We start from the raw sequence: 25454 nt of genomic DNA on the forward strand, positions 1-25454 counted from the left end.
CGGGAACCTGCTCACCGACTTCCCGGTCTGCCTCGCGCTGACCGCGGCCGCCGCGGCGGCGAGCCACTACCTGATCGAGGAGCCGGTGCGGAGGCTGGCAGCGCGGCGGACCAGCGCAGCTCCACGCCGTCCGCGAGCCACGCGTCGGGGGCGTCCGGCGCGGTGAGGGCGGCGGTGAGGCGGCCGAGCACCGCCAGGCCGCAGATCTGCGGGAAGACGTCCCGGAGGATCGACAGCAGGTCGCCCTGCGTGCCGCCGCGCTGGATCATCCAGGCCGCGGCGGCGACCGAGGCGCCGCCGAGCAGCATGAAGAACGCGGCGATCCAGGCCGACCGGACGCGCCGGGCCGCCTGCCGGCTCGACCACTGCGGGGCCACTCCGACCAGCGCGGACACCGCCGCGACGGCCAGCCCGACCGGACCGGCCAGCCAGAACCCGAGCGCCGCCGCGAGGCCGACCGGCGCCGCGACGCGCAGCGACCGGACGCCCGGCTTCCTCGGCGCGACGAGCGCGGCAGGCGGAGGCGGAGGCGTCCCGCGCCGCCGCAAGGAGACCGGGACGAGCAGCGCCAGCAGCCCCAGGCCGCCGAACAGCGCGCCCCGGTAGGCGGTGTCGGGCGCGTACCGGAGCGTGACCGTGCCGGACGTCCCGGCCGGGACCTCGAAGCCCTGCCGCCAGCCGTCCAGCCGGACCGGGCGCAGCGCGCCGCCGTTCGCCGTCTCGGCCTTCCAGCCGGAGTTGAAGTTCTCGTTCACCACCAGGAAGGACTTGTTCGGCGAGGTCACCTGGACGCGCCGCTCGCCCTTGCCCCACGACTCGATCGTGACCGGATGCGTCTTGCCGGGTGTGGCGGTGGCCAGCGCGGCGTCCGGGTCGACGGCCACGGCGTCCACGCGGAAGCGGCCGCCCGCGCTGATCCGGTTGTCGCCGTTCGCGAGCGGGACGGCCCCGCAGGCCCGGAACGTCACCGGACGCTCGCCGAGCACGTCGTCGACCGTCCCGGTGATCCTGGCCTTGACGTCGCGCCCGTTGACCGTGAGGTCGGGCCCGGTGCCGCAGGACGTCGTGAACGGCAGGAACCCCGACCGGGTCAGCGTCGGGACGCCCGGGACCGCGACCTCCGCCACCTGCACCGGCACCTGGGACGTCGCGAACCGCAGCGTCACCCGGTCCGTCCGCATCGGGGCGAACCGGAGCTTCCCGTCGCCGCCGACCAGGCCCTCGCGGACCTCGCCGTGCGTGCCGAGCACGGTCACCGTCATCGCCGAGCGCGCGCCGGGCGGGCGGGTCACGGTCAGCTCGTCCAGCTTGAGTTTCTTGCCCCAGGCGAGCGTCAGCGACGGCTTCTTGTCGTCGCCCGCCGCGATCCAGGCGGTCGAGGGGTCGCCATCCACGGCCGCGCGCGGCTGCGCGGGGGCCTCCTTCGTCCAGGACGAGCTGGCGGTGACCTTGGTCTGGACGCCGTTCCGGGTGAGCTTGTCGGCCAGCTCGGGATCGGTGACGACGGCCTGGCCGCTGACCAGGGCCGAGCCGCCGTGGCCGGTGAAGACGCGGCGCAGGGTCGGTCCGTCCTCGTCGCCGCGGGCCAGCTCGGGCGAGCAGACCCAGCGGGCCGAGCCGCGCATGCACTCGGGACGCGGCGGCGTCACCCGGCCCATGAACTGCGGCGCGGTGCCGCCGCCGGGCTGCGCCGGGACGGCCGGGAGCCGCAGGTACCGCTCGGCGGTCACGCCGGGGATCGACAGGTCCCGGACGCCGACCCGCGTGCCCTCACCGGCCTTCCCGCCGACCGCGAGGATGCGCAGCCGCAGCCACGAGGACGGTCCGGGCGGCGCTTCGAGCGTCTGCGCGTCCGCGACCGGCCGGACGTCCTGGACCTTCGTGCCGCGCTCGGTCTCGACCGCGACCCGGGTCGGGGCCGGGCCGAGCAGGTCGTTGCGGGTGAAGGTCACCTGGAGCGAGCCGGGGTCCAGCGGCGCCGGGAGGTCGACGCGGAGCCACTGGCCGACCGGACCGCTCGTCCCGCCGGTGATCCACTGGGTGTCGGGGTCGCGGTCGACGGCCGCGTACGGGATCGCGGCCGGATCATCGATCCCGGACAGCGTGCCCGGGTCGGACGCCGAGGACGACGCCGTGACGTTCTTGATCCCGCTGTATTCGGCGACCGTCTGCGCGCCGTCCCAGGCCGGGTCGCCGGGATCGGGGCCGAGGCCGTGCGTCGTGTCGGGCTGGGAACCGGCGGTCAGGGTCGGGCCGATCTGCGTCCGGATCTCCGAGCGGGACCGGTCGCGCAGCCGCGCCGCGTCCGAGGCGACCGGTGTGCCGCCGAGGTCGGACGCGTCGTCCCCGACCAGCACCGGACGGCCCTTGAGATCGCCCGCGTCGGCGAGGTCGAGCAGCCCTTCCGGCCCGCCGCGCAGCCGCAGGGCCCCGGACGCGTCGAGCAGCCCGGCGACCGGCCGCGCGCCGTCCACCTGGTAGATCTCGACGGCCGGGTACTTCTGGTCGAGCGCGCTGACCGCGTCGTCGCTCCAGCCGCCGGGCTGGTCGCCGAACGCCGCGACCCGCCGGACGCCCGGCGAGGTGTCGAGCGCCTGGTGCACGCGGCCCGGCCACGCCCCGGCCAGATCGCCGCGCGAGAGGTCGTTGCGGATCAGCAGGTACCGCACCCCGGAGCGGGCAAGCACCTCGGAGAGGCCCGGCGACCCGCGGCCCGCCGCCACGCGCTGGTCGATGGCGTCCAGCATCCGCGCGTACCCGGGCGAGCCCTGCGGGACCATCTGCCGCGCGCCCCAGCCCGTCCGCAGGAGCGGCTGGATGACGTCGTCCATCGGACGGCCCCACGTGTAGCTGCCGGTGCGGGAGCCGGGCAGGGCCAGGACGGACTGCGTCCCGGCGCGCTTGTTCAGCCAGGACGCCGCGTCCCGCCAGTACTGCGGGACGTCCGGGAACGCGCCGGGCGCGGCGAGGCCGTTCGCCATCGCGGGCGTCGCGACCGCGACCAGGGTCAGCGCGGAGCCGACGAACACCGCAGCGCGCAGCCGGGGTTTGCGCAGCGTGCCGGGGAGGTGCGCGATGCCCAGCGCCATCGGCAGCCGGACCATCCCGTCGAACTTGTACAGGTTGCGGAGCGGCGCGAGCGGGCCGTCCAGCAGGTCGCGCAGGTGCGGGGCGAGCGGGCCCTCGATCCGGCTGGCGTGCCCGGCCGCGACGATCGCGACGCCGGCGAGCAGGACGAGCAGCGGGAACGTCCGGTCCGGCAGGTCGCGGCGGACGAGCCCGGCCAGGCCGAACGCGGCCAGCCCGGCGGTGATCAGGACCAGCCACGCGTGCCCGGCCAGCGCTCCCCCGACCGGCAGCGCCTGCGGCAGGTAGTTGATCCAGCGCTCGGTGCCGCGCAGGACGTCCACCAGGCCGGTCGTCGCGGTCGTGGTGTCGGCCTGCTCGGTATAGCCGAGCCAGGAGAAGCCGTAGCGGCCGGTCAGGACGAGCGGCACCAGCCACCAGGCGACCGCGCACGCCACGGCGCCCGTCCACCAGGAGAGCAGCCGGAACCGGTGCACCCCGCGCGGACGGGTCAGCAGGAACAGGAACGGGACGGCCAGCACCGCCACGGTCGCGGTGCCGTTGATCCCACCGCACAGCCCGATCGCCAGGCCGGACCTGGCGGCGGCCCGGAGCCGTCCGCTGTCCCGTTTCGCCGCCGTGGCGAGCGGGACGACCGTCCACGGCAGCATCGCGAGCGGCAGGTACTCCCAGGAGTTCTGGCCCAGCGCGGACAGCGCGTGCGGGCTGAGCGCGTACGCCATGCCCGCCACGAGGCGGCTCGTCGGCCCGCCGGTCTCCAGCCGGGCGGCGAGGGCCCGGACGCCGAGCAGCGCCGCGCACATCAGCAGCGCGAACCACAGCCGCTGGACGATCCAGGCAGGCATGCCGGCCGCGTGCCCGAGCCAGTAGAACGGGCCCATCGGGACGAAGTAGCCCGCCGCCTGGTTCTGGAGCTGGCCGAACTGCTCGGTGTCCCACAGGTGCAGCGCCCGGCCGAGGAACGCGCCCGGGTCCAGCACCATGTCGATCTTGGTGTCGGCGAGCAGCAGGCCGGGTTCCGTGCAGACCGCGAGCGCGGTCAGCGCCAGGCAGCACACCAGCAGCCGCATCCGGTCGCGCAGCCGGGGATCGACCGCGACCTCGGTGTAGGGGGTGCCGTCGGGCGCGGTCGCGGACGGGACGCCGCTCCCCCTGCCGCTCGCCATGCCGCTCGCCATGGCGCTCGCCTCCCCCCGGACCCGACCCGTACCGACCTCTGCCGCCTCCGCGGTCAGCGCCCGGCGGGCTCCGCGGCGGCGCCGCCGCCGGTGTCCTCGACACGGCCGAGCAGGCGTTCCAGGGGCGTGGCGGGACGCACCGGCTCCGCCTCGCCCGCGTCCAGCAGCTCGTCCCGGACCGGGCCCTCCGCGACCCGGAGGTGACCGTCACCGTACCGGCGGACGACGTGTGCGTCCGCCCCGGGTACGGCCGTGCCCCGGGTGCCGCTGGAGCCGCGCCGCCGGGACGCGGCGACCAGCTCGCCCATCCGGTCGGCGGTGCGCTTCCAGTCGAACTCGGCCGCCCAGGCGCGGCAGGCGGCCGCGACCGCGTCCCGGCGGGCGGGGTCGGCCAGCTCCTTCAGCGCCAGGTCGAGGGTGTGGACGAGCTCGTCGGCGTCGCCGGTGTCGGCGGCGAGCCAGCCGGTCGTGCCGTCCCGGACGGCGTCGCGCAGGCCGTCCACGTCGTAGGCGATCGTCGGGACGCCGAGCGCGGCGGCCTCGGCGACGACCAGGCCCCAGCCCTCGCCGCGCGAGGCGCTGAGGTGCAGGTCGGCGTCCGCGACGACGGCGGCCTTCTCGTCCTCCGGGACGAAGCCGAGCAGCTCGACGGCCCCGCCGAGGCCGCGCGCGGCGATCTCGGCGGCGAGCCGGTCCTGCTCGGGACCGCGCCCGATGATCCGCAGCCGCAGCCCCGGACGCTCGGGCAGGACCCGCTCGACCACGTCGAGCAGCAGGTCGGCGCGCTTGTGCGGGACGAGCCGCGTCACGCACACCAGCCGGGGCGCGGACGGGTCGGGCGCCCGGCGCGGGGCCGGGTCGTCCTTCGGGGTGTCGACGCCGACCGGGACGAGGTAGACCGGGCCCGTCCAGGCGAGCCGGGTGCGCAGCGCCTCGACCGTCGTCGGCGAGATCGCGGTGCAGGCGTGCCGCCGGTAGGTGCGGCGCGCGACCGGGCCTTCGAGCGTCCGGCCGATCCAGGCGAGCCACGGCGGGAAGTACAGGCCGAACTGCTCGTCGTGCACGTGGAAGATCGCGCAGAACACCGGGACGCGGCGCGGCAGCACCCATGGCGTGAAGAACGGGATGCCGTTCTGGCAGTCCAGGACGGCGTCGAAGCGCCGCCGGTGCGCCAGCATCCAGGCCAGGACCAGCGGGTACACGGTGAACCGGCCGCCGAGCCGGACGAAGCGGACGCCGTCCACCCGCTCGCGGCGGGCCTGCCCCGGCGCGCGGCAGGTGACGTAGGTGACCTCCGCGCCGCGCTCGGCGAACCGGCGGGCCAGCTCCCAGGCGTACACCTCGGCGCCGCCCGCGGCCGGATGCCAGGGGTCGCGCCAGTTCACGACCGCCACGCGCAGACCGTCCACGCCGCCGTCCACCTCGGCCGGGCCCTTGTTCTGACCGGCCTTCATCCGGGGCCGGCCCCGCTGATCTCGGTGAGCGGGATCGGCACGGGCTGCGCGGCCGGGTCAGGCGCCTCGACCGGCCGGCGGGCGGCGAGCCGGATCACCACGACGTCCCGCAGGCAGCGCGCGGAGTGGCGGCGGACCGAGAACGTCGAGCCCGGGACGTCCCGCCAGCGGACCGGTATCGCGGTGATCGCCGCCCCGCGCCGCGCGCAGTGCATCAGCAGCTCGACGTCGAAGGCGAACCCGCTGGTCGTGAGGTCGGCGGCCGCCGCGCGGGCCAGCGGGCCGTCGAAGAACTTGAACCCGCACTGGGTGTCGGTCACGCCGCCCGCGAGGTCGCGCGTCAGCCGGTTGAACACGATCGCCCCGACCTTGCGGAGCGGGTGGCTGTAGTCCTCCACCAGCGAGGACGGGTGCCGGCGCGAGCCGACCACGACCGGGTGGCCGTCGCCGAGCAGCGCGAGCGCGTCGTCCAGGCCGGCGAGGTCGGTGGCCATGTCGGCGTCGCAGAACCCCACGTACCGGGCGGTCGTGGCGAGGAGCCCGGCGCGGACGGCCGCGCCCTTCCCGCGCTCCGGGCAGGTGATCACCCGGACGGGGACCGGGCCGCGCCAGGCCGCCGCGATCCGGGCCGTCCCGTCCGTGCTGCCGTTGTCCACCACGAGCACCGACGCGTCCACCGGGAGCGCCGCGAGCCGGGCGCCCAGCGCGTCGAGGCCGTCCGGAAGGCGGACGGCCTCGTTGTAGGCGGGCACGACGACCTCAAGGGACGAGGTCGGACGGGTGGCGACGGCCATCGCGGGGGCGGGCCGGGCCTACCGGGAGCCGTAGTTGTACAGCGGCTTCAGCACGGGGTCCTTCTGCGCGGCGTTCTCGAAGTGGATCGTGCTCACCGCCGTCAACGCAGCCAGCAGCGCCCCCGCCAGGGCCGCGATCGCTATGCGCATCAGGGATACCTTCCACGTCGGGGGGTGCGAGGGATGTGTCTCGTCACACTAGTGCCCGGGGTAACAAATGACCAGACGATCAGCGAAACCATGACAATCCATGACAATGCTGCCGGGATGAGCGGCGCCTTCGGCTCGCTCGTGCGCGCGGGATCGGGAATCCGGTAGAGGACGAGATCCGGGGTGTCGAGGACCGTTTCGGCTCCGGCGAGGCGGGCGCGCTGCGCCGAACCCGCGCCCGTCTCGGCGTCCAGCGCCACGTAGCGGACGCCCGCCGCCTTGAGTGCGGGCACCAGCGGACCGCCGGACGCCACGGCCGGATCGAGCCCGCGCGCCACCGGATCCTCCGCCGGGACGGTTGTGGAGCCGACCACCACGGCGTCCCGCGTGACGACCCGGCGGTCCAGGTAGCGGGGCAGCGCGTCCAGCGACGTCCGGCCGCCGTTCCAGGGGTAGCCGCGGTACGTCGCCCACGGCAGGACGAGCACGTCCCCGGGAACGCGGTCGGCATGGACGATCTTGCGTGCTGCGTCCCAGCCGTCCGGATACCCGACCGGACGAAGCCGTCCCGCCGCACCGTCCGCCAGACCGGGCATCAGCACCAGCGGCAGGACGGCGACCACGAACCCGACAAGACCGGTCGTCCAATCCGCCTTGCCCTCCTCGCGCGGGCGTACGAGCCGCAGCAGCACGTCAGCCGCCAACCCCAATCCGATCGCGATGACGAGCACGAGCGGAGCCGTGTACTGCTGACCGTCCCGGATCACCGCGAACCCGGACCAGAACTCGATGAGCCGCTTGAGCGCAGGCGCGCCCACCACGCCAAAGGCCGCGATCAAGAACCCGACCGCAGCCGACACGACCAGCCCGGCAGCCCAGTCCGGACGGTCCCGACGCATCCGTCCCGCGAACGCCGCGAGCGACGCGATCACGACGAGCGCCCAGCAGAGGACGAGCAGCCCCGAGCCGTACCCCTTGGGCACGACCTCCGCGTTCCACACCCCGCCCGTGAGCAGGAGGCTGCCGAGCGTCCCGAACGGCGTGTCGGCACGTGGCGCGAACGCGTCCACGGCAGAAGGTGCGCCCGGGACCCCCGAGGGCCGCAGCCAGCCGGTCACCAACCACGGCAGGCACAGCCCGACCACACCCAGGGCGATCCCTGCGACGGCCCGGCGGCGCCGCCCCGGAGCGAACCCCGCCACCGCGATCGTGGGCAACCCGGCGACGGCCATGGCGGCGAAACCCCCGATCGCCGCCGGTACCAGCGCACGGACGGCCTGCCGCGTGGCCAGGCGTCCGGCGGCGGCGACGGCCCAGGGCAGCGACGCGTACCCCAGCAGCAGCGCCCAGTGCCCGAGGACGAGCCGCTCGGCGACGTACGGGTTCCAGACGTAGCAAATCCCAGCGGCGAGGCGCGGAAGCAGGCGCGGCGTGGGGACCAGCGCCGCCGCCCCGGCGCACCCGAGCACGAAGATCAGCAGGAGCACGGCCTTCTGCACCAGGTCACCGGGCAGGACGGTCGAGAGCAGCGCGGCGAACGCGTCGCTCGGGACGTGCCGGGGCAGCGTGCCGGTCAGGCCGAAGGTCAGCGCGTTGAGCGGCTGGCGCGGCACGAAGACCATGTCGTAGGACAGCAGGAAGCCCCGCGCGAGACCGGGTCCGAGCGCCAGCAGGCCCAGGACCAGACCGGTCAGCGCGGCGGCCCCGTGCTTCGCCCTCTCCGACATCCCGACCGGACGCTACCGGTTCCCCGGAGTTCCCGTTCCGCTGACCGCAAGAGGACGGCCCCCGACCGCACGAGGACGGCCACCGGACCGGTCCGCTCTGCCAAGATCGACCCGCCCGCCGAGTCCCGATCACTCGATGACCCGAGGAGACACATGCGGACGCACAAGACCCTTGCCCTGGCCGGCGTCGCCGCCGGGGCGGCCACCCTCGCGGCGAGCCTCGCCGGGACCGCCTCGGCGGCCCCGGGCGCGGGCGGCGTCACCGCGCAGGGCCTCCCGTCGTACTGCCGGATCAGCACCGTCGGGCCGTACCGCTCCGGCAACTACGTGAAGCTCACGACCAAGGTCACCTGTTCCAGGAAGGTGTACGCGCTGGGCGTGGAGTCCGGGGTCGGCATCGCGAAGAAGAAGCCGGTCCGGGCCAAGAGCCTGAAGAAGAACGTCAAGGCGAACGCCGTGACGGCCGCCTACAAGTGCCACTCGAAGGCGCTGCACACCTTCGCCGGTTACAGCAGCGCGGGCATAGTCACCCTGAACGGCAAGAAGTACACCTACCTCAAGGGTGTGCCGCTCAGCCGCTTCCTCAAGACCCACTGCTGACGGCCGGACGAACGCCGGGGCCGTGCGGGCGTTCCCGCACGGCCTCGTGCGTGACCGGGCCTTTGGCGTCCGTTACGGGCGCTTGGCGCCGGTCAGGCTCATCAGGCGGTGCGTGAGGGACGGCGCGATCCACGCCTGGGCCATCGTCACGCGCATCATGAAGGGCAGCGCCGTGCGCGACCGGTCCCGGCGGACGGAGGCGACCAGCGCCCTCGCCACCTGCTCGGGCGTGACGGTCGGGATGATCGCCGAGATGCTCGGGATGCGCTCCTCCGACCCGGGGTTGTTGGCGAAGTAGTCGCTGGAGACCTTGCCCGGGACGATCTCGGTGACGCCGACACCCGTGCCGCGCAGGTCCACCCGGAGCGCGGCGACGATGCCCCGCAGGCCCCAGCGCGCGGCCGCGTAGCCGAACGCGCCGGGCCACGTCGCGCGCGACACCGGCGAGTTGACCACGACGATGCGCCCGCTCCCCCGGCGGACCATGTCGGCCGCGAACGCGGTGGTCACATAGCCTGCCGCGAGGTACGGGACGGCCGCCATGTCGCGGAAGTCGTGCGGGGTCGACTCGTCCGCGAACAGCCAGCGGCCCGCGCCCGCGTTGTTGACGATCACGTCGGGGACGCCCAGCTCGGCGCGCACCCGGGCGGCCATTCCCAGGACGGCGTCGGGGTCGGCGAGGTCGGCCGGGAAGGCGTGGGCGTTCGGGCCGATCTCGGCGGCCAGCTCGTCCAGGCGGTCCTTGGAGCGGGCGACCAGCGCGACGGTGGCGCCCGCGCGGGCGAACTCGCGGGCGGCCGCCGCGCCGATCCCCGACGACGCGCCCGTGATCAGGACGATCTTCCGGCCGAGTTCCACCGTGCGCACCTCCGGGACGACTACATGAAAGATCCTCATGTTAGCCGCCTCCAGGGGTCGTCGGTCGCGCGACAGGCCCGGACGGCGCGGCGGGCCGTTTCCCGGGGGTGGTCAGTCGCGGGGCAGGCCGAGGATGCGCTCGCCGATGACGTTCAGGTTCACCTCGGTCGTGCCGCCGCCGATCGACATCGCGCGGGACGCCAGCAGGTAGCGGGTCCAGCGGCGGCGCAGGTCGTCGCGCCAGCCGCCGGTGAGCGCGCCCTCGGCGTCCAGCAGGGTGAAGCCGTACTCGGTGACGCGCTGGCCGTGCTCCATCGCGACCAGCTTCCGGACGTTCGCCGTCGCGCCCGGGTCGGTGCCGCTGAGCTGCTTCAGCGTGGCACGGAGCCCGAGCAGGTTGAAGGCGTGCTCGTCGGCGGCGAGCCGGCCCAGCTCGTCCCGGACGACCGGGTCGTCCGCGACGTCCAGCTCGCGCGCGAGCCGGACCAGCTTGCGCAGGTCGCCGCCGAGCTGGAACGAGCTGGTCAGCCCGACGCGCTCGTTGGCGAGGGTGTTGCGCGCGACCCGCCAGCCCTCGTTCACCTCGCCGACGACCAGGTCGTCCGGGACGAACACGCCGTCCAGGAAGACCTCGTTGAACACCGCGTCGCCGGTGCACTCGCGCAGCGGCCTGATCTCGATGCCCGGCGACGCCATGTCGACCAGGAAGTAGGTGATCCCGGCGTGCTTGGGACGGTCCGGGTCCGTCCGCGCCAGGCAGATGCCCCACTGCGACTCGCGCGCGAGCGACGTCCAGATCTTCTGCCCGCTGATCGACCAGCCGCCCTCGACCCGCTCCGCGCGGGTGGACAGGCTCGCCAGGTCGCTGCCCGCGCCGGGCTCGCTGAACAGCTGGCACCAGATGGTCTCGCCGCGCAGCGTCGGGCCCAGGAAGCGCTGCTGCTGCTCGGCGCTGCCGTACTGGACGAGCGACGGCACGACCCACGCGGCGATCATCAGCGGGACGGGCTTCACGTCCGCCGCGCGCAGCTCCTGCTGGATGACGATCTGCTCCAGCGGTCCGGCGTCGCGTCCCCAGGGCCGGGGCAGGTGCGGTGTCACCCAGCCCTCGTCCGCCATCGCGGCACGCTGTTCGAGGAAGTCCATCGCGGCCAGCTCGGCGACGCGCGCGCGGATTCCGGCGCGGAGTTCGGCCGCGTCCTCGGGCAGCTCGACGTCCATCTCGCGCCGGACGTCCCGGACCGCGAGGCCCGCGATCTCCGCGCGGGCGCGGCTCGCCCGGCCGAGCAGCGCGCGCAGCGTCAGCGCCCGCCGGTAGACCAGGTGCGCGTCGTGCTCGAAGGTGTAGCCGATGCCGCCGTGCACCTGGATGTTGCCTTCCGCGCAGGTCACGGCCGCGTCGGCGGCGAGCGTCCGGGCCGCGGCGAGGGCGAGGGCGCGCTGGTCCGGGTCGTCCTCGGCGAGCGCGCGGACGGCGTCCCAGACGGCGGCGCGGGCGCGTTCGAGGGCGATCAGCATCCGCCCGCACCGGTGCTTGACGCCCTGGAACCGCCCGATCGGACGTCCGAACTGCTCGCGGAGCTTGGCGTAGGCGACCGCGTCGTCCAGGGCGCGCGCGGCGACACCGCACGCCTCCGCGCCGAGCAGGACGGTCGCGAGCGCCTGCCCGTCCACGCCGTCGATCACGCGGTCCCCGGCCGGCTCGCGGGCCGTCACCCGCGCGACCGGACGGGTCAGGTCGAGCGCTTCGAGCGGTTCGATCTCGGCGTCGGCCGCGTCCACGACCGTCCACCGGCCGTCGCCGAGCGGAAGGACGAGCAGGTCGGCGAGCGAGGCGCCGAGGACCGGGCCGGATGCGGAGAGCGCGACGGCGGCCGTGCGGGAGCCGTCCGCGAGGCCGGGCAGCAGGTCGGCGGCCGCCTTCGAGTCGCCGCCCGCCGCGATCAGCGCGGACGCCAGGACGGTCGGCAGGTACGGGCCGGGAGCCAGCGCGCGGCCCAGCTCCTCCAGCGCGACCGCCTGCTCCAGCAGCCCCGCGCCCTGCCCGCCGTGCTCCTCGGGCAGGTGCAGGCCGAGGAGGCCCTGGTCGGCCAGCGCGGTCCAGAACGCGGGGCGGCGTTCCGGACCGTCCTCGACCGCCGCCCGGACCGTCCGGTCCACCCCGTGCCGCTCGACCAGCCCCCGCACGGACGCGGCGAGCGCCTCGTGCTCCTCGGTCAGTCCGATCGCCATGGCCGCACCTCTCGCTCGGAAGTAAGCCACAGCTTATTAGAATCGCGTTCGGCTGTCCCGCGGGCGCGCCCCCGGCACCGGAACCGGGAGCGCGTGCGGCTAGTGCCAGAGCAGCGCCACGAACAGGCCGAGCAGCAGCACCGCGATCAGCCCGGTCACGCTCCAGGTCAGCGGGATCGCGCTGGTCAGGGCACCGGGTCTGGGCGCGCGCCGCGGGCCGTGCCGGGCCGTCGCCACGTCCGGGCCCTGGGGCGGCGGAGACATCACGCCGTCCTGGGCGGGACGGTCCGGCGCAGGGAGCACGCGCGGAAGCGGGCCGGTTGGGGCGTCCTCGAAATCCTCCTCGCGCATGTCCTCAAACTAGGCGAGGCGTGACCGGGCGCCCACCCGGGGCGACACCGGTGTAGCGGGTCAGGAGGCGACCTTGAGCCCGTCGAGGAAGGCGTTGAGGTCCGGCCAGAGCTTGCGCTCGGTGTTCGGCATCGACGCGAACACCACCGCCGGGGTCTTGTGCCCGGTGTCGATCACGGCGGTGACCACGACCTCGCCGGTCGCCTTCACGCCCGGCCGCTTGTACTTCAGGTAGTTCGCGATCAGCCAGCCCTTGTGCGGGCCGACCGTGATCTCCTGCGACGCGAGCGGGGACGAGTCGTGGTCGAAGGCGTAGTACTGCTTGTCGAAGCCCTTGACCGCGAGCGCGGTGACCTCGCGGAGGCTCTCCGGGCCCTTGTAGTGCGACTGGAGCGCCGGGAGCAGCGTGCCGGTGAGCAGCTGCCCGTACCAGAGCCGGTCGCCGTGCTTCTCGGTCACCAGGATCTGCTGGCCCGACCAGCCGGGCACCGCCAGCTTGTTCTTCTTGGTCGGCGCCTGCCACGGCTCGGCGAACCGCGGGTAGGACAGCCCGGCCTTCGCGTCGGTCGCGCGCCCGGCGATCTTGCCCGGCTTGCCGGCGAACTTGGCCAGCGGCTTGTCCGGCGGGAGCTGCGCCTTCGGCGGCTCCGGCTGGCCCGTCGGGTGGACGGCGGCGGGGTGGGACGGCCGCGGCTCCGCGGTGTCCGTCGAGCCCGAGCCGTCCTTCTTGGTCTTCATGAAGTACACGCCACCGGCGGCGACGAGCGCGATGACCAGCAGGCCGACACCGCCGAACAGCGCCACGCGGGACCGTCCGCCGCCCTCACCGCCGCCGTCGTCGAATCCGCCGGACCGGCGCTGCTCGCCGCCGTCCCCGCCGATCAGCATGCCGTCGGCCGACTTCTCGTCCGCCATCCAGCCGGGCATCTGCCAGTTGCCGCTGCTCGGCCGTCCCGGACGGGCCGTGCCCGAGGACATCGTCGGGTCGGCCACGGCCGCGTACCGGCCATCGCCTTCGGCGGGTCCGGCGTCGTCCTCGAAGAGCGAGCCCTCCCAGCCCGGGCCGGCGACCTGCTCGTCCTTCGGCGCCACCTTCACATCGTCCGCGGCCTTGCCGGACGCGTCGTGCGCGCCGGGCTCGCGGACGCCGGAGTCATAAGCGGACGCGTCGCGTGCGGGAGCGTCCATGCCGTGGGCGGCGGGTGTGTCCGCGGCGAAACCGGCGTCGTAGGCGGACGGCTCGTGCAGCGCGTCGACTGAGGGCGCCTGGTGCGCGGAGGGCTTCGGCTCGTCCCAGGCGGGGACGGGCTCGCGCGGCTCGTCGTGCCACCAGGCGCCGGACGTGCCATGCGATCCGGGCGGGCCGGGGCGCTCGCCGGGATCGACGTCGAACTCGACCGGGCCGACGACGTCCGCGAGGTCTTGGGCGGTCGGTGGTCTGGTGGCCCCGGTCTTCGCCTCGACGGTCGGCACGCCCTGCGCGGGCGGGAGCGGCTCGTCGGCGACCGCGGGCTCGGGCTCCGGCCGCCATGCCTCGGGCTCCGGGGTCTCGCGCGGCTCGTGCTGCTCGTGCTGCTCGTGCTGCGGAGCGTCCTGCGGGTCGGGCTGGGGAGCCGCGGGCCGGGGCTTCGGGGTGTGCAGGTGCGGGGCCTCGACCTTGCCCCAGACGTCGTGGTACTCGGTCTTCTCGGCCGGCGCCGCCGGCTCGGCCGGCGCCGGTTCGGGGGCGGCCTCGGGCTCGGGCTCGGAGACGCGGGCGGACTCGGCGAACGGGGACTCGGAGAACTCCGTCCGGCCGGTCGGCTCGGGGATCGCCACCTCGGGGACCTTGACCTCGATCTCGGGGAAGGACATGCGGGACGGGGACCCGGCGGGCGGCCGCGGGTCGCGCCCGGCGGCGGGCTGGGCGGGCAGCGGGCCGGTCGGCGCGTCCGCCATCTCTCCGTCGGCTCCGTTCTCGCTCATGTCGGTCCAGCGCGGTCCGCGCTCCCCCTGATCGGACATGCGGCACACGTTACGCGAAGATCACTCATTATGGACCGGCCGGTAATTACGCTCAGGACACATCTTTCTATCGCCTCAGTGATGTGGCGATGACAGTTGATCTCCGTGCGACGGGGGAATCGCAGGCACGAGCCGTTCCCGCACGAGGATCGCCCCGCCCGCGACCGCGCCCGGCATGGCCAGGACGGCCCCGAGAGGGATGAGGAAGACCACGAATGCGGACGCGCCGAAACCCACCGCGAGCGACCGGTGCGCCTTCAGCAGCGCGAACCGGTCGCGGCGCCGCAGGCCGCGCCGCTCCAGCATGACGGCCGACAGCTCGCCCGCGAGGAAATATCCCGAAACGCACGCCGCGACGACCGGCACGACGGTCTGCCCGACCACCGGCAGGAACCCCAGGACGAAGAACAGCGCCCCGAAGCCGACCGCGTACAAGCCGAGGATCAGCGCGTCCTTCAGCGCCCGCGCGATCTGGGTCAGCAGCGGGACGTCCGGCTCGGGCGGCGCGCCGCCCATCGAGTCCTCGACCGCGACCGCGATCCGCTCGTAGAACGGGTCGCCGACCAGGAGCGTCAGGGCGGTGAACGTCAGCACCGACAGGAACGCCGCCGCGCCGAACAGCGCGATCCCCGCGACGACGTGCGTCGTGGTGCGCAGCCCGGACGACCAGTGGTCGGCGAACGGCGTCACCCACCGCGCCGCGCCGTCCAGGTTCCACGCGAGCGAGCCGAGCAGGACGGCGTAGAAGACCAGCACGATCAGCGCCGGGATCAGCCCGAACAGCCACTTCCCCGGACGCCGCGCCACCCACGCCAGGCCGCGCAGGAAGTACACGACCCCCGAGCCGAAGTCCTTGAGCCCGCGCCCCCGGACCACCGGCACGTGCTGCCCGGCAGGCCGTCCGCCCTGGCCCGCGCCTTGGGCGTACATGGGGTTCTGGCCGTGCGCAGGAGCCTGCCCGTAGGACGGCTGCTGACCGTGAGGCTGCTGCCCATAAGCCTGCTGACCGTGAGGCTCCTGCCCATAAGCCTGCTGACCGTGAGGCTGCTGACCGTGAGGCTGCTGTCCGTAGGCAGGGCCTTGCGCAGGCTGCTGTCCGTAGGCGGGGCCTGGGCCGGGCTGCTGTCCATAGGAAGGCTGCTGTCCGTACGGACCCTGCGGGGCAGGAGCGGGCGACCAGCCGCCGTGGGGACGGCCGGGCGGAGGGGTGCGAGGGTCGTGCGGGTGGCTCACAGGGGCAACGTTAGCGGCTGGGCAGGCCGACGAGTGCGGACGAACGGTCCCAGACCGCGCGGCGGAGGGCGGTGTCCTTGAGCGGGCCTGAGCGGGGCAGGAAGCGCAGGCCCGGAGTGGACGTGACGAACTCGCCCGTCCGGGTCGCGAACTCGGGGTCGGTCGCGACGCGGACGACGACCCGGGCGCCCTGGGCGGGTGTGCGCAGCGCGGGCGTGTGGGAGAGCAGCCCGGCGACGCGTCCGGTGCCGGGGACGTCGCGGGCGAGCCCGGTGGCGACCATGCCGGGACAGACCGCGTTCGCGGTGACGCCCGTCCCGTCCAGGCGCTCGGCGAGCTCCTGCGTGAACAGGATGTTGAGCAGCTTCGACCGCGCGTACACCCGCAGGGATCCGGACGGCCCGTAAGGCGCGGGTTCGGCGAACCGCTCGGGGTCCAGCCGGCCCGCGTGCCGGTGCGCCTCGGACGCGACCGTGACGACCCGCGCGCCGCCCGAACAGCCGGCCTTCTCCAGCGGGCCCAGCAGCAGCTCGGTGAGCAGGAACGGCCCGAGGTGGTTGGTGGCGATCATGCGGTCGTGGCCGTCCGCGCTGGTCTTGGCGCGGGCCAGGTGCACGCCCGCGTTGTTGACCAGCACGTCGAGCCGGCCGTAGGCGGCGTGCACGCGCTCGGCGGCGTGCCGGACGTCCTCCAGCGCGGACAGGTCCGCCAGGAACAGGTCGAAGTCCGCGCCGGGCACGCTCGCGGCCAGTTCCTCCAGCGCCCGCTCGGCCCGGGTGGGGTTGCGGGCGACGACGCCGACCCGGAAGCCGCGCCGCGCGAGTTCGCGGGCGGTCTCCTTCCCGATGCCCGACGTGGCCCCGGTGACGACCGCGATCTTGTCCTCCATGGGCCCAGCCTCCCGGAGAGCTGCGTCACATTGGAAGACCCAAACGAACGTTCGGACGGGAATTCCCGAACATCCCTTTTCCGGGAGGTGTCCGAACCGGAAACCGGCCCGGGTCCGCCCGACGCGCGTCCGGCGGCACCGGCCCGGGTCCGCCCGGACGCGAGTCCGCCCCGTCCGGGGGGAGTGGACGGGGCGGAACACGGGCGGGGGACGGGATCCCCCGACCGCGCCGGGACGGGACTCGGGGGCAGGCCCCGTCCCGGCGCGGTCAGCCTTCGATGCGGTGCTGGGTCCAGAACGACGTCAGGTCCGTGGTGGTCGCGGCCTGGGCCGCGGCCTTGAACTCCGCCGTCGTCGAGACTCCGTACCAGTGGGACTGCGCGTAGTTGCGCAGCAGCGTGGCCATGGCGTTGTCACCGATGAGGCGCTGCAGGTCGTGCAGCGCGCACTTGCCGTAGCCGTAGACGACCGTGGAGTACCGGGAGGAGTGCGCGTCCCAGTACGCCATCGAGTTGGTGATCTTCTCCGCGGACGACGCCCACGACACGTTCGACCAGCAGCCCGACCCGGTGTCGTTGAAGTACAGGTCGGTCGAGTAGTCGGCGAACGACTCGTCCAGCCAGGGACTGTTGTACTCGTCGTCGCCGACGATCCCGTACCACCACTGGTGGGCGAGCTCGTGCGCGAGCGCGGTGGAGCTGACCAGGTCGAGGATGAAGCCCGGGTACTCCATGCCGCCGAACCAGAAGTTGTTGTCGAGGATCACGTCCGCCTCGCCGTACGGGTAGGCCCCGAACCGCGAGGAGTGCACGTCCAGCGCGTTCGTCGCCGTGTTCAGCATCGACTGCGCGGACGAGGACGAGATGCCGCTCACCCAGTAGACGTTGACCTTCACGCCGCCGGACGAGGTGCCGGAGATCTTCTGGAACGGCCCGGCGCCCCAGGCGAAGTCCCGCACCTTGGTCGCGGTCGCCGTGGTGACCGTCCGCCCGGACGAGCCTGGTGTGTCGACCGAGGTCCCGGTGGCCGGGACGGCGATCGAGGTCGGGTGGTCGAGCGTGACCTTGAAGTCCGACGCGAGCGAGTAGAACGACTCGCCGTTGTTGGTGTAGGGGTCGAGGTGCCAGCCCGAGGCGTCCCGGATGGCGAGCACGGGCAGCGCGTTGCCGATGAAGTTGTAGGAGCCGTCGCGGCCGAACCGGTCCGCGCCGGACGGCACGACGATCTTCAGGTCGAAGCCGACCGTGCCGCTCTGCCCCTGGTTCAGCGGGGCGGGCAGGGTCACCTTCAGCGCCGTGCAGCCGACCTCCAGCGACCCGGCGGTGCCGCCGGTGACGTTGCTGACGGTGATCGGCGTGTTGGACGGGCAGGTGCCGTGGTAGTTGTCCCACAGCCGCAGGTAGACCTCGGACAGCGGGGTCGCGGACGCGTTGGTGAACGAGGCGGACTCGTGGCCCGTCCACGTCCCGCCGGACGCGTCGCTGGTGAGGTTCACCGTGTAGGACGGCGTGGCGGGCGTGCGCGTGGAGTCGCCCGGCGGCGTGGTGCCTCCGGAGACGTCCAGCGCGACGTCGTCCAGCACGAAGCTGGTCTGGAGGCTCACGTCCTCGCTGCCGGTGAACGCGAGCGTCACGGTCTGGCCCGCGTAGGCGGACACGTCGAAGGTCTTCTTCACGTACCCGCTCGCCGCGTCCAGGTTGGAGAACGAGCCGAGCGTGGTCGTGCCGATCTTCGCGGTGAGCTTGTCGTAGGCGACCTGGTCGTACTCGTCGGTGTCGACGTGCAGCCAGAACGACAGGGTCGCGGTGGAGCAGCCGGCGGGCAGCGTCACCGACTGCGTCAGCGTGTCGGTGTGCATGCTCCCGGTGCCGTCCAGCCGGGCGAACCGGCTGCCGGAGTGCGCGGTCTCGCCGCCGCCGGTGAAGATGACGTTGCTGGACGCCGTCCAGGGCGAGGTGCCGTTCTCGAAGCCGCCGTTGCCGACGACCTGGGCGGGCGTGCAGGCCGCCGCGGCGGCGTGCGGCTTGGGCTTGGGCTGGGCGTGGGGCGCCCCGGCGGGCTGGGCGAGCCGCCCGGCGGCACGTGCCTCCGCGGGCTGGGCCGAGGCGGTGGCCGCGGGCGCGGCCAGGCCCGCGGTCGCGAGCACGAGGCCCGTGCCGAGGGCGAGCAGTCTGCTGGTCCGGCGCGCTGAGGGAAGCGCGCCCTTCAGGGGGGTGCGGGTCAAGGGGATCTCCCTCGCGGGCAGGTCCCGGGCGCGACCGGGTGGTGCCGCGCCCGGGACGAAGGGCTGGAACCGTCATCCGGCTCCGTCAGGTGGCGCCGGCCGCCGCCGGGGGAACGGCGGCCGGCGCCCGGCGACTCAGGAGGCGTTCACCGCCACGTCGTCGATGACGAAGCTGGTCTGGAGGCCGGAGTCCTCGGTGCCGCTGAAGGACAGCGTCACCGTCTTGCCCGCGAAGGAGGACAGGTCGACCGTCTGCTGCGCGTAGCCGGTGTTGGCGTTGACGTTGGTGTACGTCTTCAGCGTGGTGGTGCCGGCCTTGACCGTCAGCGTGTCGTACGGCGTGCTGCCGGACTCGTCGGTGTCGATGTGCAGCCAGTAGGTCAGCGTCGCCTTGCAGCCGGCCGGGATCGTCACCGACTGGGTGGCGCTGTCGGTGTGGGTGGTGCCGTAGCCGTCCAGCCAGGCGAAGTAGGAGCCGGTGTGGGCGCTCTCACCGCTGCCGTTGGCCGACACGACGCCGGAGGTGGTGGTCCAGGGCGCGGTCCCGGACTCGAAGCCGCCGTTGGACACCTTGTTGCCGGGGCTGGAGCAGCCGCCGCCGACCGGGTTGATCGTCCAGTTGAAGGTGGTCGACCCCGTGTTGCCGGAGGTGTTCTTGGCGGTCACGGTCACCGAGGAGGTGCCCGCGGTGGTGGGCGTGCCGGAGATCAGGCCGGAGGAGGCATTGATCGACAGGCCCGCCGGCAGGCCGGTGGCGCTGTAGGTCAGCGTCTGGTTGTTCGGGTCGGTCGCCTTGATCTGCAGGCTGGCGGCCGTCCCGACCGTGCCGGTCTGGTCGCCGGGGTTGGTCACCGTGGGCGAGCCGGGCTGGCCGGGGCAGGTGCCGGGGACCGGGTCGGTGCCGGTGACGCTGACCGCCGCCCAGGCGCTGTTCACGGTGTTGTACTCGGTGCAGTGGGTGCCGTACAGGTCCGCCGCGGCCTTGAGGGAGTCGATGCGGGCCTGCGCGTAGTTCTCGCTGCTGTTGGCGTAGGACGCGAGGGCCTTGTACCAGATCTTCTCGGCCTTGTTGTTGCCCAGACCCGTGACGGTGGAGTTGTTGCAGGTCGGGCTGTTGCCGTAGCCGTGGTCACCGGAGCCGACCGCGAGCAGGAAGAACCAGTGGTTCAGCGGGCCCATGGAGTAGTGCGGGTCCAGGCCGCCGTTGCTGCTGTTCCAGCAGTTCGGGGAGGTGCCGTCCAGCGACGGGTTGTACATGTAGCGCAACGGCGTGTTGTTGCCGTTGATGTTGATGAGCTCGCCCATCGTGTAGTCGGGCTTGTCGACCGGGTTGTTGGCGTAGAACTCCACCATCGTCCCGAAGATGTCGCTCGTGCCCTCGTTCATGCCACCGGTCTCGCCGGTCTCGTCCCAGTTGGTGAGGGCGCCGCTGACACCGTGGCTCATCTCGTGGCCGGCCACGTCGATCTCGACCAGCGGGCGGGAGTTGCCCGAGCCGTCGCCGTAGGTCATCTGGGTGCCGTCCCAGAAGGCGTTGACGTAGGCGTTGCCGTAGTGCGTGCGCGAGGGGACGCCCGCGCCGTTGCCGAAGATGCCGCTCCGGCCGTGCACGTTCTTGTAGTAGTCGTAGGTCAGCGCGGCGCCGTAGTGCGCGTCGACGCCCGCGGACGCCGGGTCGCTGTTGGTGCCGTTGCCGAACGTGCCGGTCGAGTTGCTGAAGGTCGTGCCGGTGCCGCTCGTGGCGTGGTTCAGGTTCGTGGTGTACCCGTTGCCGTGCGACGGGTCCTTCATCGACCACGTGCTGCCGGACTGGGTCAGGTCGATGGAGACCTGGCCGCTGTAGATCGAGTTACCGGTCCCCGCCGTCAGGATGGTGGTCTGCGGCTTGGCGGCGCGGGCCTTGGCGGCCTGCTCCGGCGAGAGGAAGGTGTCGATCTCGTCCCGCTTGGTGATGACCTTGCCCTTGCGCGCGTCCACCAGGACGTGCAGGACGGTCGGGGTGCGGTCGGAGCGGACGCCCCGGACGACGGTCTCCCACACCAGCTGGGACGACCGGCCGGAGTTCCACACCGCCAGGTGCGGCGCGGAGGTGGAGCTGACCGTGCCGTGCACCTGGCCGCGCGAGGCGGCCTGCGCCTGCTTGGCGCTGACGAGCGGCGCGGTCGGGACGGTGGGGGTCTCCTTGGCCGCGGTGTCGATCTCCTTGTAGGAGCCGCCCGGCTTCAGGTGGACGACCAGGTCACCGCCGTAGACGGGCATGCCCTTGAACGTCCGGTCGAAGCGGACGTGCGCGGCGCCGTTCTTGTCGACGACCACCGAGCGCGGCACGAACGCGTGCCCGGACCGGGCGTGCGCCTGTCCGGGGTGCGCGGCGAGCGCCTTCTCGGCGTTCTGGATCGCGGACTTGCGGGTGGCCGGCGCCGGGTTGGCCGTGAAGTCGTCCTGGGTGAACGATGACGGTCCGGCCGGCATGCCGGGTTTCGGCGTGGGCCCGGCCTGGGCCGCCATGGGGAGGGCGACGAGGCCGGCCGCGGCGATCACGGCCGCGCTCGACACCGTCACGATACGACGTGGGGTCATGTGGATCGGTTCCCTCTCGCCTCGTGGGCAGGGCAGGCCCGCCGTGGGAGCGGCGGGCGTTCTCGAACGGGGACGAGGGCGGCGAACACCGTGGAGCCGAGGTCTCTCCTTTCGCGGCATAGCGGGGTATTTCGCCGCATCTCGGATCAACGGCAGTTTCAGCGCACTAACCCGTCCAAGGAAGACCGAAGACCGAACGTTAGGGATATCCCTACGGACTCACGCATGAACCGGACACCACGCCCACATGACAAGGCCGTGTAAACCTCGCTGGCCGCTTCCGGACCAGCGGGACGGAGCGTGAAAGACCAGCCACGACGCGGCATTCACCGCCATTCCCGTGACCGCCTGACCCCCACCGGTGACATTCGCCCGAAAACGCAAATGACGGGTCGGTACCGCGGGATGACCCGAGTGGCGAGTCCGGCGCCTGGGGGCCGGGTGCCGGAGGCGCCGGTGGGCCGGATGCCGACAAGCGGTGGTCTGGAGGCCGACGACGGGTCGGTTGGACGTCGGCGACGGGTGTGGCGCATGTCGGCGACGGGTGGGCGGACGTCGGCGACGGGTGGGACGGATGTCGGCGACGGGTGCGCTAGATGTCGGCGGGAGGGTCCTGGGCGGGGGTGCGCGGGGACGAGGCGAGGCGGGCGAGGTCGACGCGCGAGCGGACGCCGAGCTTGCGGTAGGTCCGGGTGAGCGCGGCCTCGACGGTCTTGACGCTGATGAACAGGCGCGCCGCGATCTCCCGGTTCGTCGCGCCCTCGGCGACGAGCGCGGCCACCTTCGCCTCCATCGCGCTCAGGTCGCCGAGCGCGGCGGACGGCGCCGCCGGGGCCTGCGCGCGGTCCAGGTCGCGGACGCGGTCCAGCTCGACGGTCACCAGGGCCAGCCAGGGACGCGCGTGCGCGTGCGCGAACACCCGGCGCGCCTCGCGCAGCGCCGACCGCGCGGCGCGGGCCTCGTTCTGGCCGAGCCGCAGCCGGCCGAGGGCCAGCCAGGACCGGCCCTCCTCCAGCCGGAACGGCAGCTCCGCCAGCGCCATCGCGGACCGCCGCGCCAGCGCCGCCGCCGTGGCGTGATCGCCGCGCCCGGCCGCGACCAGCGCCGCCGCCCGGTCCATCACCGCGAGCATGACGCGGCGCTCCAGCCGGCTCGCGCGGGCCCGGGTCTCCTCGATCAGCTCGGCCGCCTCGTCCAGGTGCCCGGCCAGGGCCAGCGCCTCGGCGAGGTCGCCGTGCCAGCGCCGCATCGCCGGGTCGCCGAGGCCCTGAGCCTCCTCCGACCGCCGGACGCGCCGCAGCAGCGACACCGCGGCGTCGTTCCGCCCGGCCATCAGGTGGATGTGCCCGGCGACGAACCACGCCTGCGGCAGGAACAGCAGGTCCCCGTCGTCCGCGCTGTGCTGCTCGGCCCGGCGGGCGGCGTCCGCGGCGCGCTCGGCGTCGCCGCCGGCCGCCTCGGCGAGCGCCAGCGAGAACCACGACGGGCCCTGGCTGAGGTCGCTGTCCTCGGCCAGCCGGAGGCTCTGCCGCGCCACGTCCAGGGCGCGGTCGCAGCGCCCGCGGTGCACCTCGACGCGCGCGAGGTTGTGCAGGCAGTGGCACAGGCTCTCGACCGCGCCGCGGCGCCGGACGAGGTAGATGAGCGACCGCAGCTCGGCCCGCGCCTCCTCCAGCCGGTCGGCGAGCAGGTGGTGCCGGTACCGCTGGAACGCGGGGCCGTTGTGGTCGACCATGACGCGCGGGTCCTGCGGGGAGGACAACGCGCGCGCGAGCGTCTTCTCGGCGTCCGGGCGTCCCAGGAAGAAGGCCAGGTGCGCCTGCTTGGCCAGCGCGAGGATCTCGGTGCGGCGGTCCCCGGCGCGCGCGGCCAGCTCCGCCGACCGCGCCGCGTGCTCGTGCGCCTCGAAGGCCGAGCCCTCGACGAGCCATGCCCGCCACGCGAGCCGGTAGTGCAGCGGGGCGAGCAGCGCGGGATCGTCGCCCGCGTCCGCGAGCGCGCGGGGGAAGATGTCGCCGAACTCGGCCAGCGCCTGGCCCGCCGAGTCGATCACCGCGAGCCAGCCGCGCACCCGCTGCGCGGGCTCGGACGCGACCGCCAGCGCCTCGTGCGCGATCCGCCGCGACTCCGGCAGGTCCCCGGCCGCGATCGCGTCCTCGGACGCGGTGAGCAGCCGGTTCACGAAGCCTGCCGTGTCCTCGGGCGGGGAGTGCTCGGCGGCGAGCCGGCCCAGCCGGCACGCCTCGGCGGGGGCGCCGCGGCGGCGGGCCGCGACGGCCGCCTCGTCCAGCGCGGAGGCCAGCTCGGCGTCCGGGCCGGGGGCGATGATCGCGCGGTGCCGGGCGCGCTCGACCGGGTCGGTGACCGCCCCGGCGAGCGCCGCGTGCGCGGCGTGCCGCTCCCCCGGCTCGGCCTCGGCGTACACGACGGCCGCCAGCAGCGGGTGGGTGAACCGGACGACCTCGCCCGACCCGATCTCGACGATCCCGTCCCGGACGGCCTCGGCGACGTCCGCGTCCGCGCCGTCCCGCCCGGCCGCGCGCAGCAGCCGCAGCGTCGGGCGGGCCGCGGCGCTCGCGGTCAGCAGCGTCCGCCGCGCGCCCGCGGACAGCGTGCCGAGCCGGTCGAGCATCAGGTCGCGCAGGCTGTCCGGGAGCGGCAGCGTGTCGTCGGTGGACTCCGGCGGCGACTCGGCCAGCGCGCGCCCGAGCTCCAGGGCGAAGAAGGGGTTGCCGCCGCTGACGTCGTGCACGCGCGCGACCACCGGACGCGGCCAGCGGTCGCCGAGCAGCTGCGACACCTCGGTCACGGTCAGCCCCGGCACGTTCAGCGCGTGCACCGGGCCGGGGCAGAAGCTCGCGTCGTACCGTCCGCGCGGATCCACCCGGACGGCCACCAGCGCGCGCAGCGGCAGCCCCGCCGCGCGGCGCGCCACGAACGCCAGCAGCTCGGCGCTCGGACCGTCCAGCCACTGCGCGTCGTCCATCACCAGCAGCACCGGCGACCGCGCGCACAGCACCCGGAACAGGTCCAGGACGGCCAGCCGCAGCGGCAGCGGGCCGCGCTCGGGCGGCGGGTCGCCGCCGCGCAGCAGCGCCGACCGCAGCACCGCGCGCTGGTGCCCGGGCAGCAGGTCCAGCACGTCGTCGCCGGTCGTGGACAGCAGGTCGATCAGGCCGAGGAACGGCAGCTGGCTCTCGGACTCGGCGGGCGCGCAGCGCAGCACGGTGTGCCCGGGGAAGCCGTCCGCGAGCCGTTCGAGCAGCGTCGACTTGCCGATGCCGGGCGGGCCGGTCAGCACGACCGTCCCGCCGCGCCGGTCGAGGTGCTCGCGGGCCTCGCCGAGCAGCCCCGACATCCCGACGATGTCGGCCGCGCGGCGCGGCCGGGTCGGGGCGACCGGTTCCACGATGACGAGCGCCTCGGTCGCCGCCCGTTCGGCGTCCTCGGCGAATCCCCCGGTTGGCCCTGCCGCACGTTCCATCTGGGCGGGTCCTCCGGTTGCTCATGGCCAGGCACGAGTTCCGCGCCGGAAACTACTCCTCCCGCCGACCATGGTCAACGGAGGAGTCAGCCGTCGCCCGGCGTTCCGGCGGCCGAACCGCGGGCGGTGCGTTGGTGGATATCGTGCCGCAATTACGGTCCGACCACCTTATCGGGGGCCGGACACGTCATATGCGGCCGGTTCGGTCATCTCCCTCACGTCGGCCCGGTGCCCTGCGGAGCACCGTCGAGCAGGCTCCGCACGGCCGCCGGCCCGGATCGGCATCGGCTCGTCGGTCGGCACCTGGCCGGCACTTGGTCGGCGCCGCCGGTCGCGCTGATCATGCTGGTCGTCGGCGCTGATCACCCCGGTCGCCGGCCCGGGAGGGTCGGCGTTGATCGTCGTCGTCGGCTCAGGCGGTCGGCTCAGGCGGTCGGCTTTGCGGTCGGCTTTTGCGGTCGGTTCTGTGCGCGGGCGGCGATCGCCGCCCTCGGCACCACCCTAGGAACGCCGCGCTCCCGGACGGCCGCGGCGTCCGGATCCGGCCGTTCCGCGCGTTTCGGCGGAACACCGGCAGCGCGCGCGCCGGTCTGTAACCCCCGGAATTGT

General features: G+C 74.1%; 15 protein-coding genes. 1 reads left to right on the forward strand and 14 read right to left on the reverse strand.

Features of this window, described 5'->3' with window-relative positions:
• Nucleotides 1-11: 11 nt before the first annotated feature.
• The 5 genes from FHU30_RS02320 to FHU30_RS02335 form a co-directional block, all read right to left on the reverse strand.
• Nucleotides 12-4253, reverse strand: coding sequence for an alpha-(1->3)-arabinofuranosyltransferase domain-containing protein (locus tag FHU30_RS02320; protein ID WP_253870864.1), 4242 nt, complete (start codon nt 4251-4253; stop codon nt 12-14).
• Between the two features lie 65 nt (nt 4254-4318).
• Nucleotides 4319-5719, reverse strand: a complete 1401-nt coding sequence (locus tag FHU30_RS02325; RefSeq protein ID WP_253870866.1) for a glycosyltransferase family 4 protein — start codon at nt 5717-5719, stop codon at nt 4319-4321.
• Nucleotides 5716-6513 (reverse strand): glycosyltransferase, encoded by a 798-nt coding sequence (locus FHU30_RS02330; protein ID WP_253870868.1) that lies wholly within the window; start codon nt 6511-6513, stop codon nt 5716-5718. The genes FHU30_RS02325 and FHU30_RS02330 overlap by 4 nt, the downstream gene beginning before the upstream one ends.
• 18 nt (nt 6514-6531) lie before the next feature.
• On the reverse strand, nt 6532-6663 hold the full coding sequence (locus FHU30_RS45760) for a hypothetical protein (protein WP_301322536.1): 132 nt from the start codon (nt 6661-6663) through the stop codon (nt 6532-6534).
• The gene (locus FHU30_RS02335; RefSeq protein ID WP_253870870.1) at nt 6663-8390 is read right to left on the reverse strand and encodes an MmpA family trehalose lipid delivery protein; all 1728 of its coding nucleotides are present in this window, start codon (nt 8388-8390) and stop codon (nt 6663-6665) included. Before FHU30_RS02335 ends, FHU30_RS45760 begins: the two co-directional genes overlap by 1 nt.
• Nucleotides 8391-8543: 153 nt before the next feature.
• Here FHU30_RS02335 and FHU30_RS02340 point away from each other — a divergent pair, with 153 nt between their 5' ends.
• On the forward strand, nt 8544-8990 hold the full coding sequence (locus FHU30_RS02340; protein WP_253870872.1) for a hypothetical protein: 447 nt from the start codon (nt 8544-8546) through the stop codon (nt 8988-8990).
• A 72-nt stretch (nt 8991-9062) separates the two neighbouring features.
• Here the strand turns inward: FHU30_RS02340 and FHU30_RS02345 are convergent, their stop codons facing one another.
• The 9 genes from FHU30_RS02345 to FHU30_RS02385 form a co-directional block, all read right to left on the reverse strand.
• Nucleotides 9063-9887, reverse strand: coding sequence for an SDR family NAD(P)-dependent oxidoreductase (locus FHU30_RS02345; RefSeq protein ID WP_253870874.1), 825 nt, complete (start codon nt 9885-9887; stop codon nt 9063-9065).
• A gap of 72 nt (nt 9888-9959) precedes the next feature.
• Nucleotides 9960-12080, reverse strand: coding sequence for an acyl-CoA dehydrogenase family protein (locus FHU30_RS02350; protein ID WP_253870876.1), 2121 nt, complete (start codon nt 12078-12080; stop codon nt 9960-9962).
• A 99-nt stretch (nt 12081-12179) separates the two neighbouring features.
• A complete protein-coding gene (locus FHU30_RS02355; RefSeq protein WP_253870878.1) occupies nt 12180-12431 on the reverse strand; it encodes a hypothetical protein in 252 nt (83 codons plus the stop codon).
• Between the two features lie 60 nt (nt 12432-12491).
• A complete protein-coding gene (locus tag FHU30_RS02360) occupies nt 12492-14435 on the reverse strand; it encodes a hypothetical protein (RefSeq protein ID WP_253870880.1) in 1944 nt (647 codons plus the stop codon).
• A 75-nt stretch (nt 14436-14510) separates the two neighbouring features.
• Nucleotides 14511-15365, reverse strand: a complete 855-nt coding sequence (locus FHU30_RS02365; protein ID WP_253870882.1) for an EI24 domain-containing protein — start codon at nt 15363-15365, stop codon at nt 14511-14513.
• 313 nt (nt 15366-15678) lie between these two features.
• Nucleotides 15679-16557: an SDR family NAD(P)-dependent oxidoreductase gene (locus FHU30_RS02370; RefSeq protein WP_253870884.1), complete on the reverse strand. Its 879-nt coding sequence runs from the start codon at nt 16555-16557 to the stop codon at nt 15679-15681.
• Between the two features lie 268 nt (nt 16558-16825).
• The gene (locus FHU30_RS02375) at nt 16826-18781 is read right to left on the reverse strand and encodes a M1 family aminopeptidase (protein ID WP_253870886.1); all 1956 of its coding nucleotides are present in this window, start codon (nt 18779-18781) and stop codon (nt 16826-16828) included.
• Between the two features lie 135 nt (nt 18782-18916).
• Nucleotides 18917-21361, reverse strand: coding sequence for a M4 family metallopeptidase (locus tag FHU30_RS02380; RefSeq protein WP_253870888.1), 2445 nt, complete (start codon nt 21359-21361; stop codon nt 18917-18919).
• 592 nt (nt 21362-21953) lie between these two features.
• Entirely contained in the window at nt 21954-24845 is a 2892-nt protein-coding gene (locus FHU30_RS02385; RefSeq protein ID WP_253870890.1) for a helix-turn-helix transcriptional regulator, read from the reverse strand.
• Nucleotides 24846-25454: the final 609 nt, after the last annotated feature.

It is taken from the genome of Actinomadura rupiterrae (assembly GCF_024172125.1).
GTDB classification, from domain to species: Bacteria; Actinomycetota; Actinomycetes; order Streptosporangiales; family Streptosporangiaceae; genus Spirillospora; species Spirillospora rupiterrae.

What these genes read in the sequence shown, in the direction of transcription:
- FHU30_RS02325 (WP_253870866.1), bottom strand. Translation starts at nt 5,719, where the DNA reads ATGAAGGCCGGTCAGAACAAGGGCCCGGCCGAGGTGGACGGCGGCGTG.
- FHU30_RS02360 (WP_253870880.1), bottom strand. Translation starts at nt 14,435, where the DNA reads ATGTCCGATCAGGGGGAGCGCGGACCGCGCTGGACCGACATGAGCGAG.
- FHU30_RS02370 (WP_253870884.1), bottom strand. Translation starts at nt 16,557, where the DNA reads ATGGAGGACAAGATCGCGGTCGTCACCGGGGCCACGTCGGGCATCGGG.
- FHU30_RS02385 (WP_253870890.1), bottom strand. Translation starts at nt 24,845, where the DNA reads ATGGAACGTGCGGCAGGGCCAACCGGGGGATTCGCCGAGGACGCCGAA.
- FHU30_RS02350 (WP_253870876.1), bottom strand. Translation starts at nt 12,080, where the DNA reads ATGGCGATCGGACTGACCGAGGAGCACGAGGCGCTCGCCGCGTCCGTG.
- FHU30_RS02355 (WP_253870878.1), bottom strand. Translation starts at nt 12,431, where the DNA reads ATGCGCGAGGAGGATTTCGAGGACGCCCCAACCGGCCCGCTTCCGCGC.
- FHU30_RS02320 (WP_253870864.1), bottom strand. Translation starts at nt 4,253, where the DNA reads ATGGCGAGCGGCAGGGGGAGCGGCGTCCCGTCCGCGACCGCGCCCGAC.
- FHU30_RS45760 (WP_301322536.1), bottom strand. Translation starts at nt 6,663, where the DNA reads ATGCGCATAGCGATCGCGGCCCTGGCGGGGGCGCTGCTGGCTGCGTTG.
- FHU30_RS02345 (WP_253870874.1), bottom strand. Translation starts at nt 9,887, where the DNA reads ATGAGGATCTTTCATGTAGTCGTCCCGGAGGTGCGCACGGTGGAACTC.
- FHU30_RS02365 (WP_253870882.1), bottom strand. Translation starts at nt 15,365, where the DNA reads ATGTACGCCCAAGGCGCGGGCCAGGGCGGACGGCCTGCCGGGCAGCAC.
- FHU30_RS02380 (WP_253870888.1), bottom strand. Translation starts at nt 21,361, where the DNA reads ATGACCCCACGTCGTATCGTGACGGTGTCGAGCGCGGCCGTGATCGCC.
- FHU30_RS02340 (WP_253870872.1), top strand. Translation starts at nt 8,544, where the DNA reads ATGCGGACGCACAAGACCCTTGCCCTGGCCGGCGTCGCCGCCGGGGCG.
- FHU30_RS02330 (WP_253870868.1), bottom strand. Translation starts at nt 6,513, where the DNA reads ATGGCCGTCGCCACCCGTCCGACCTCGTCCCTTGAGGTCGTCGTGCCC.
- FHU30_RS02335 (WP_253870870.1), bottom strand. Translation starts at nt 8,390, where the DNA reads ATGTCGGAGAGGGCGAAGCACGGGGCCGCCGCGCTGACCGGTCTGGTC.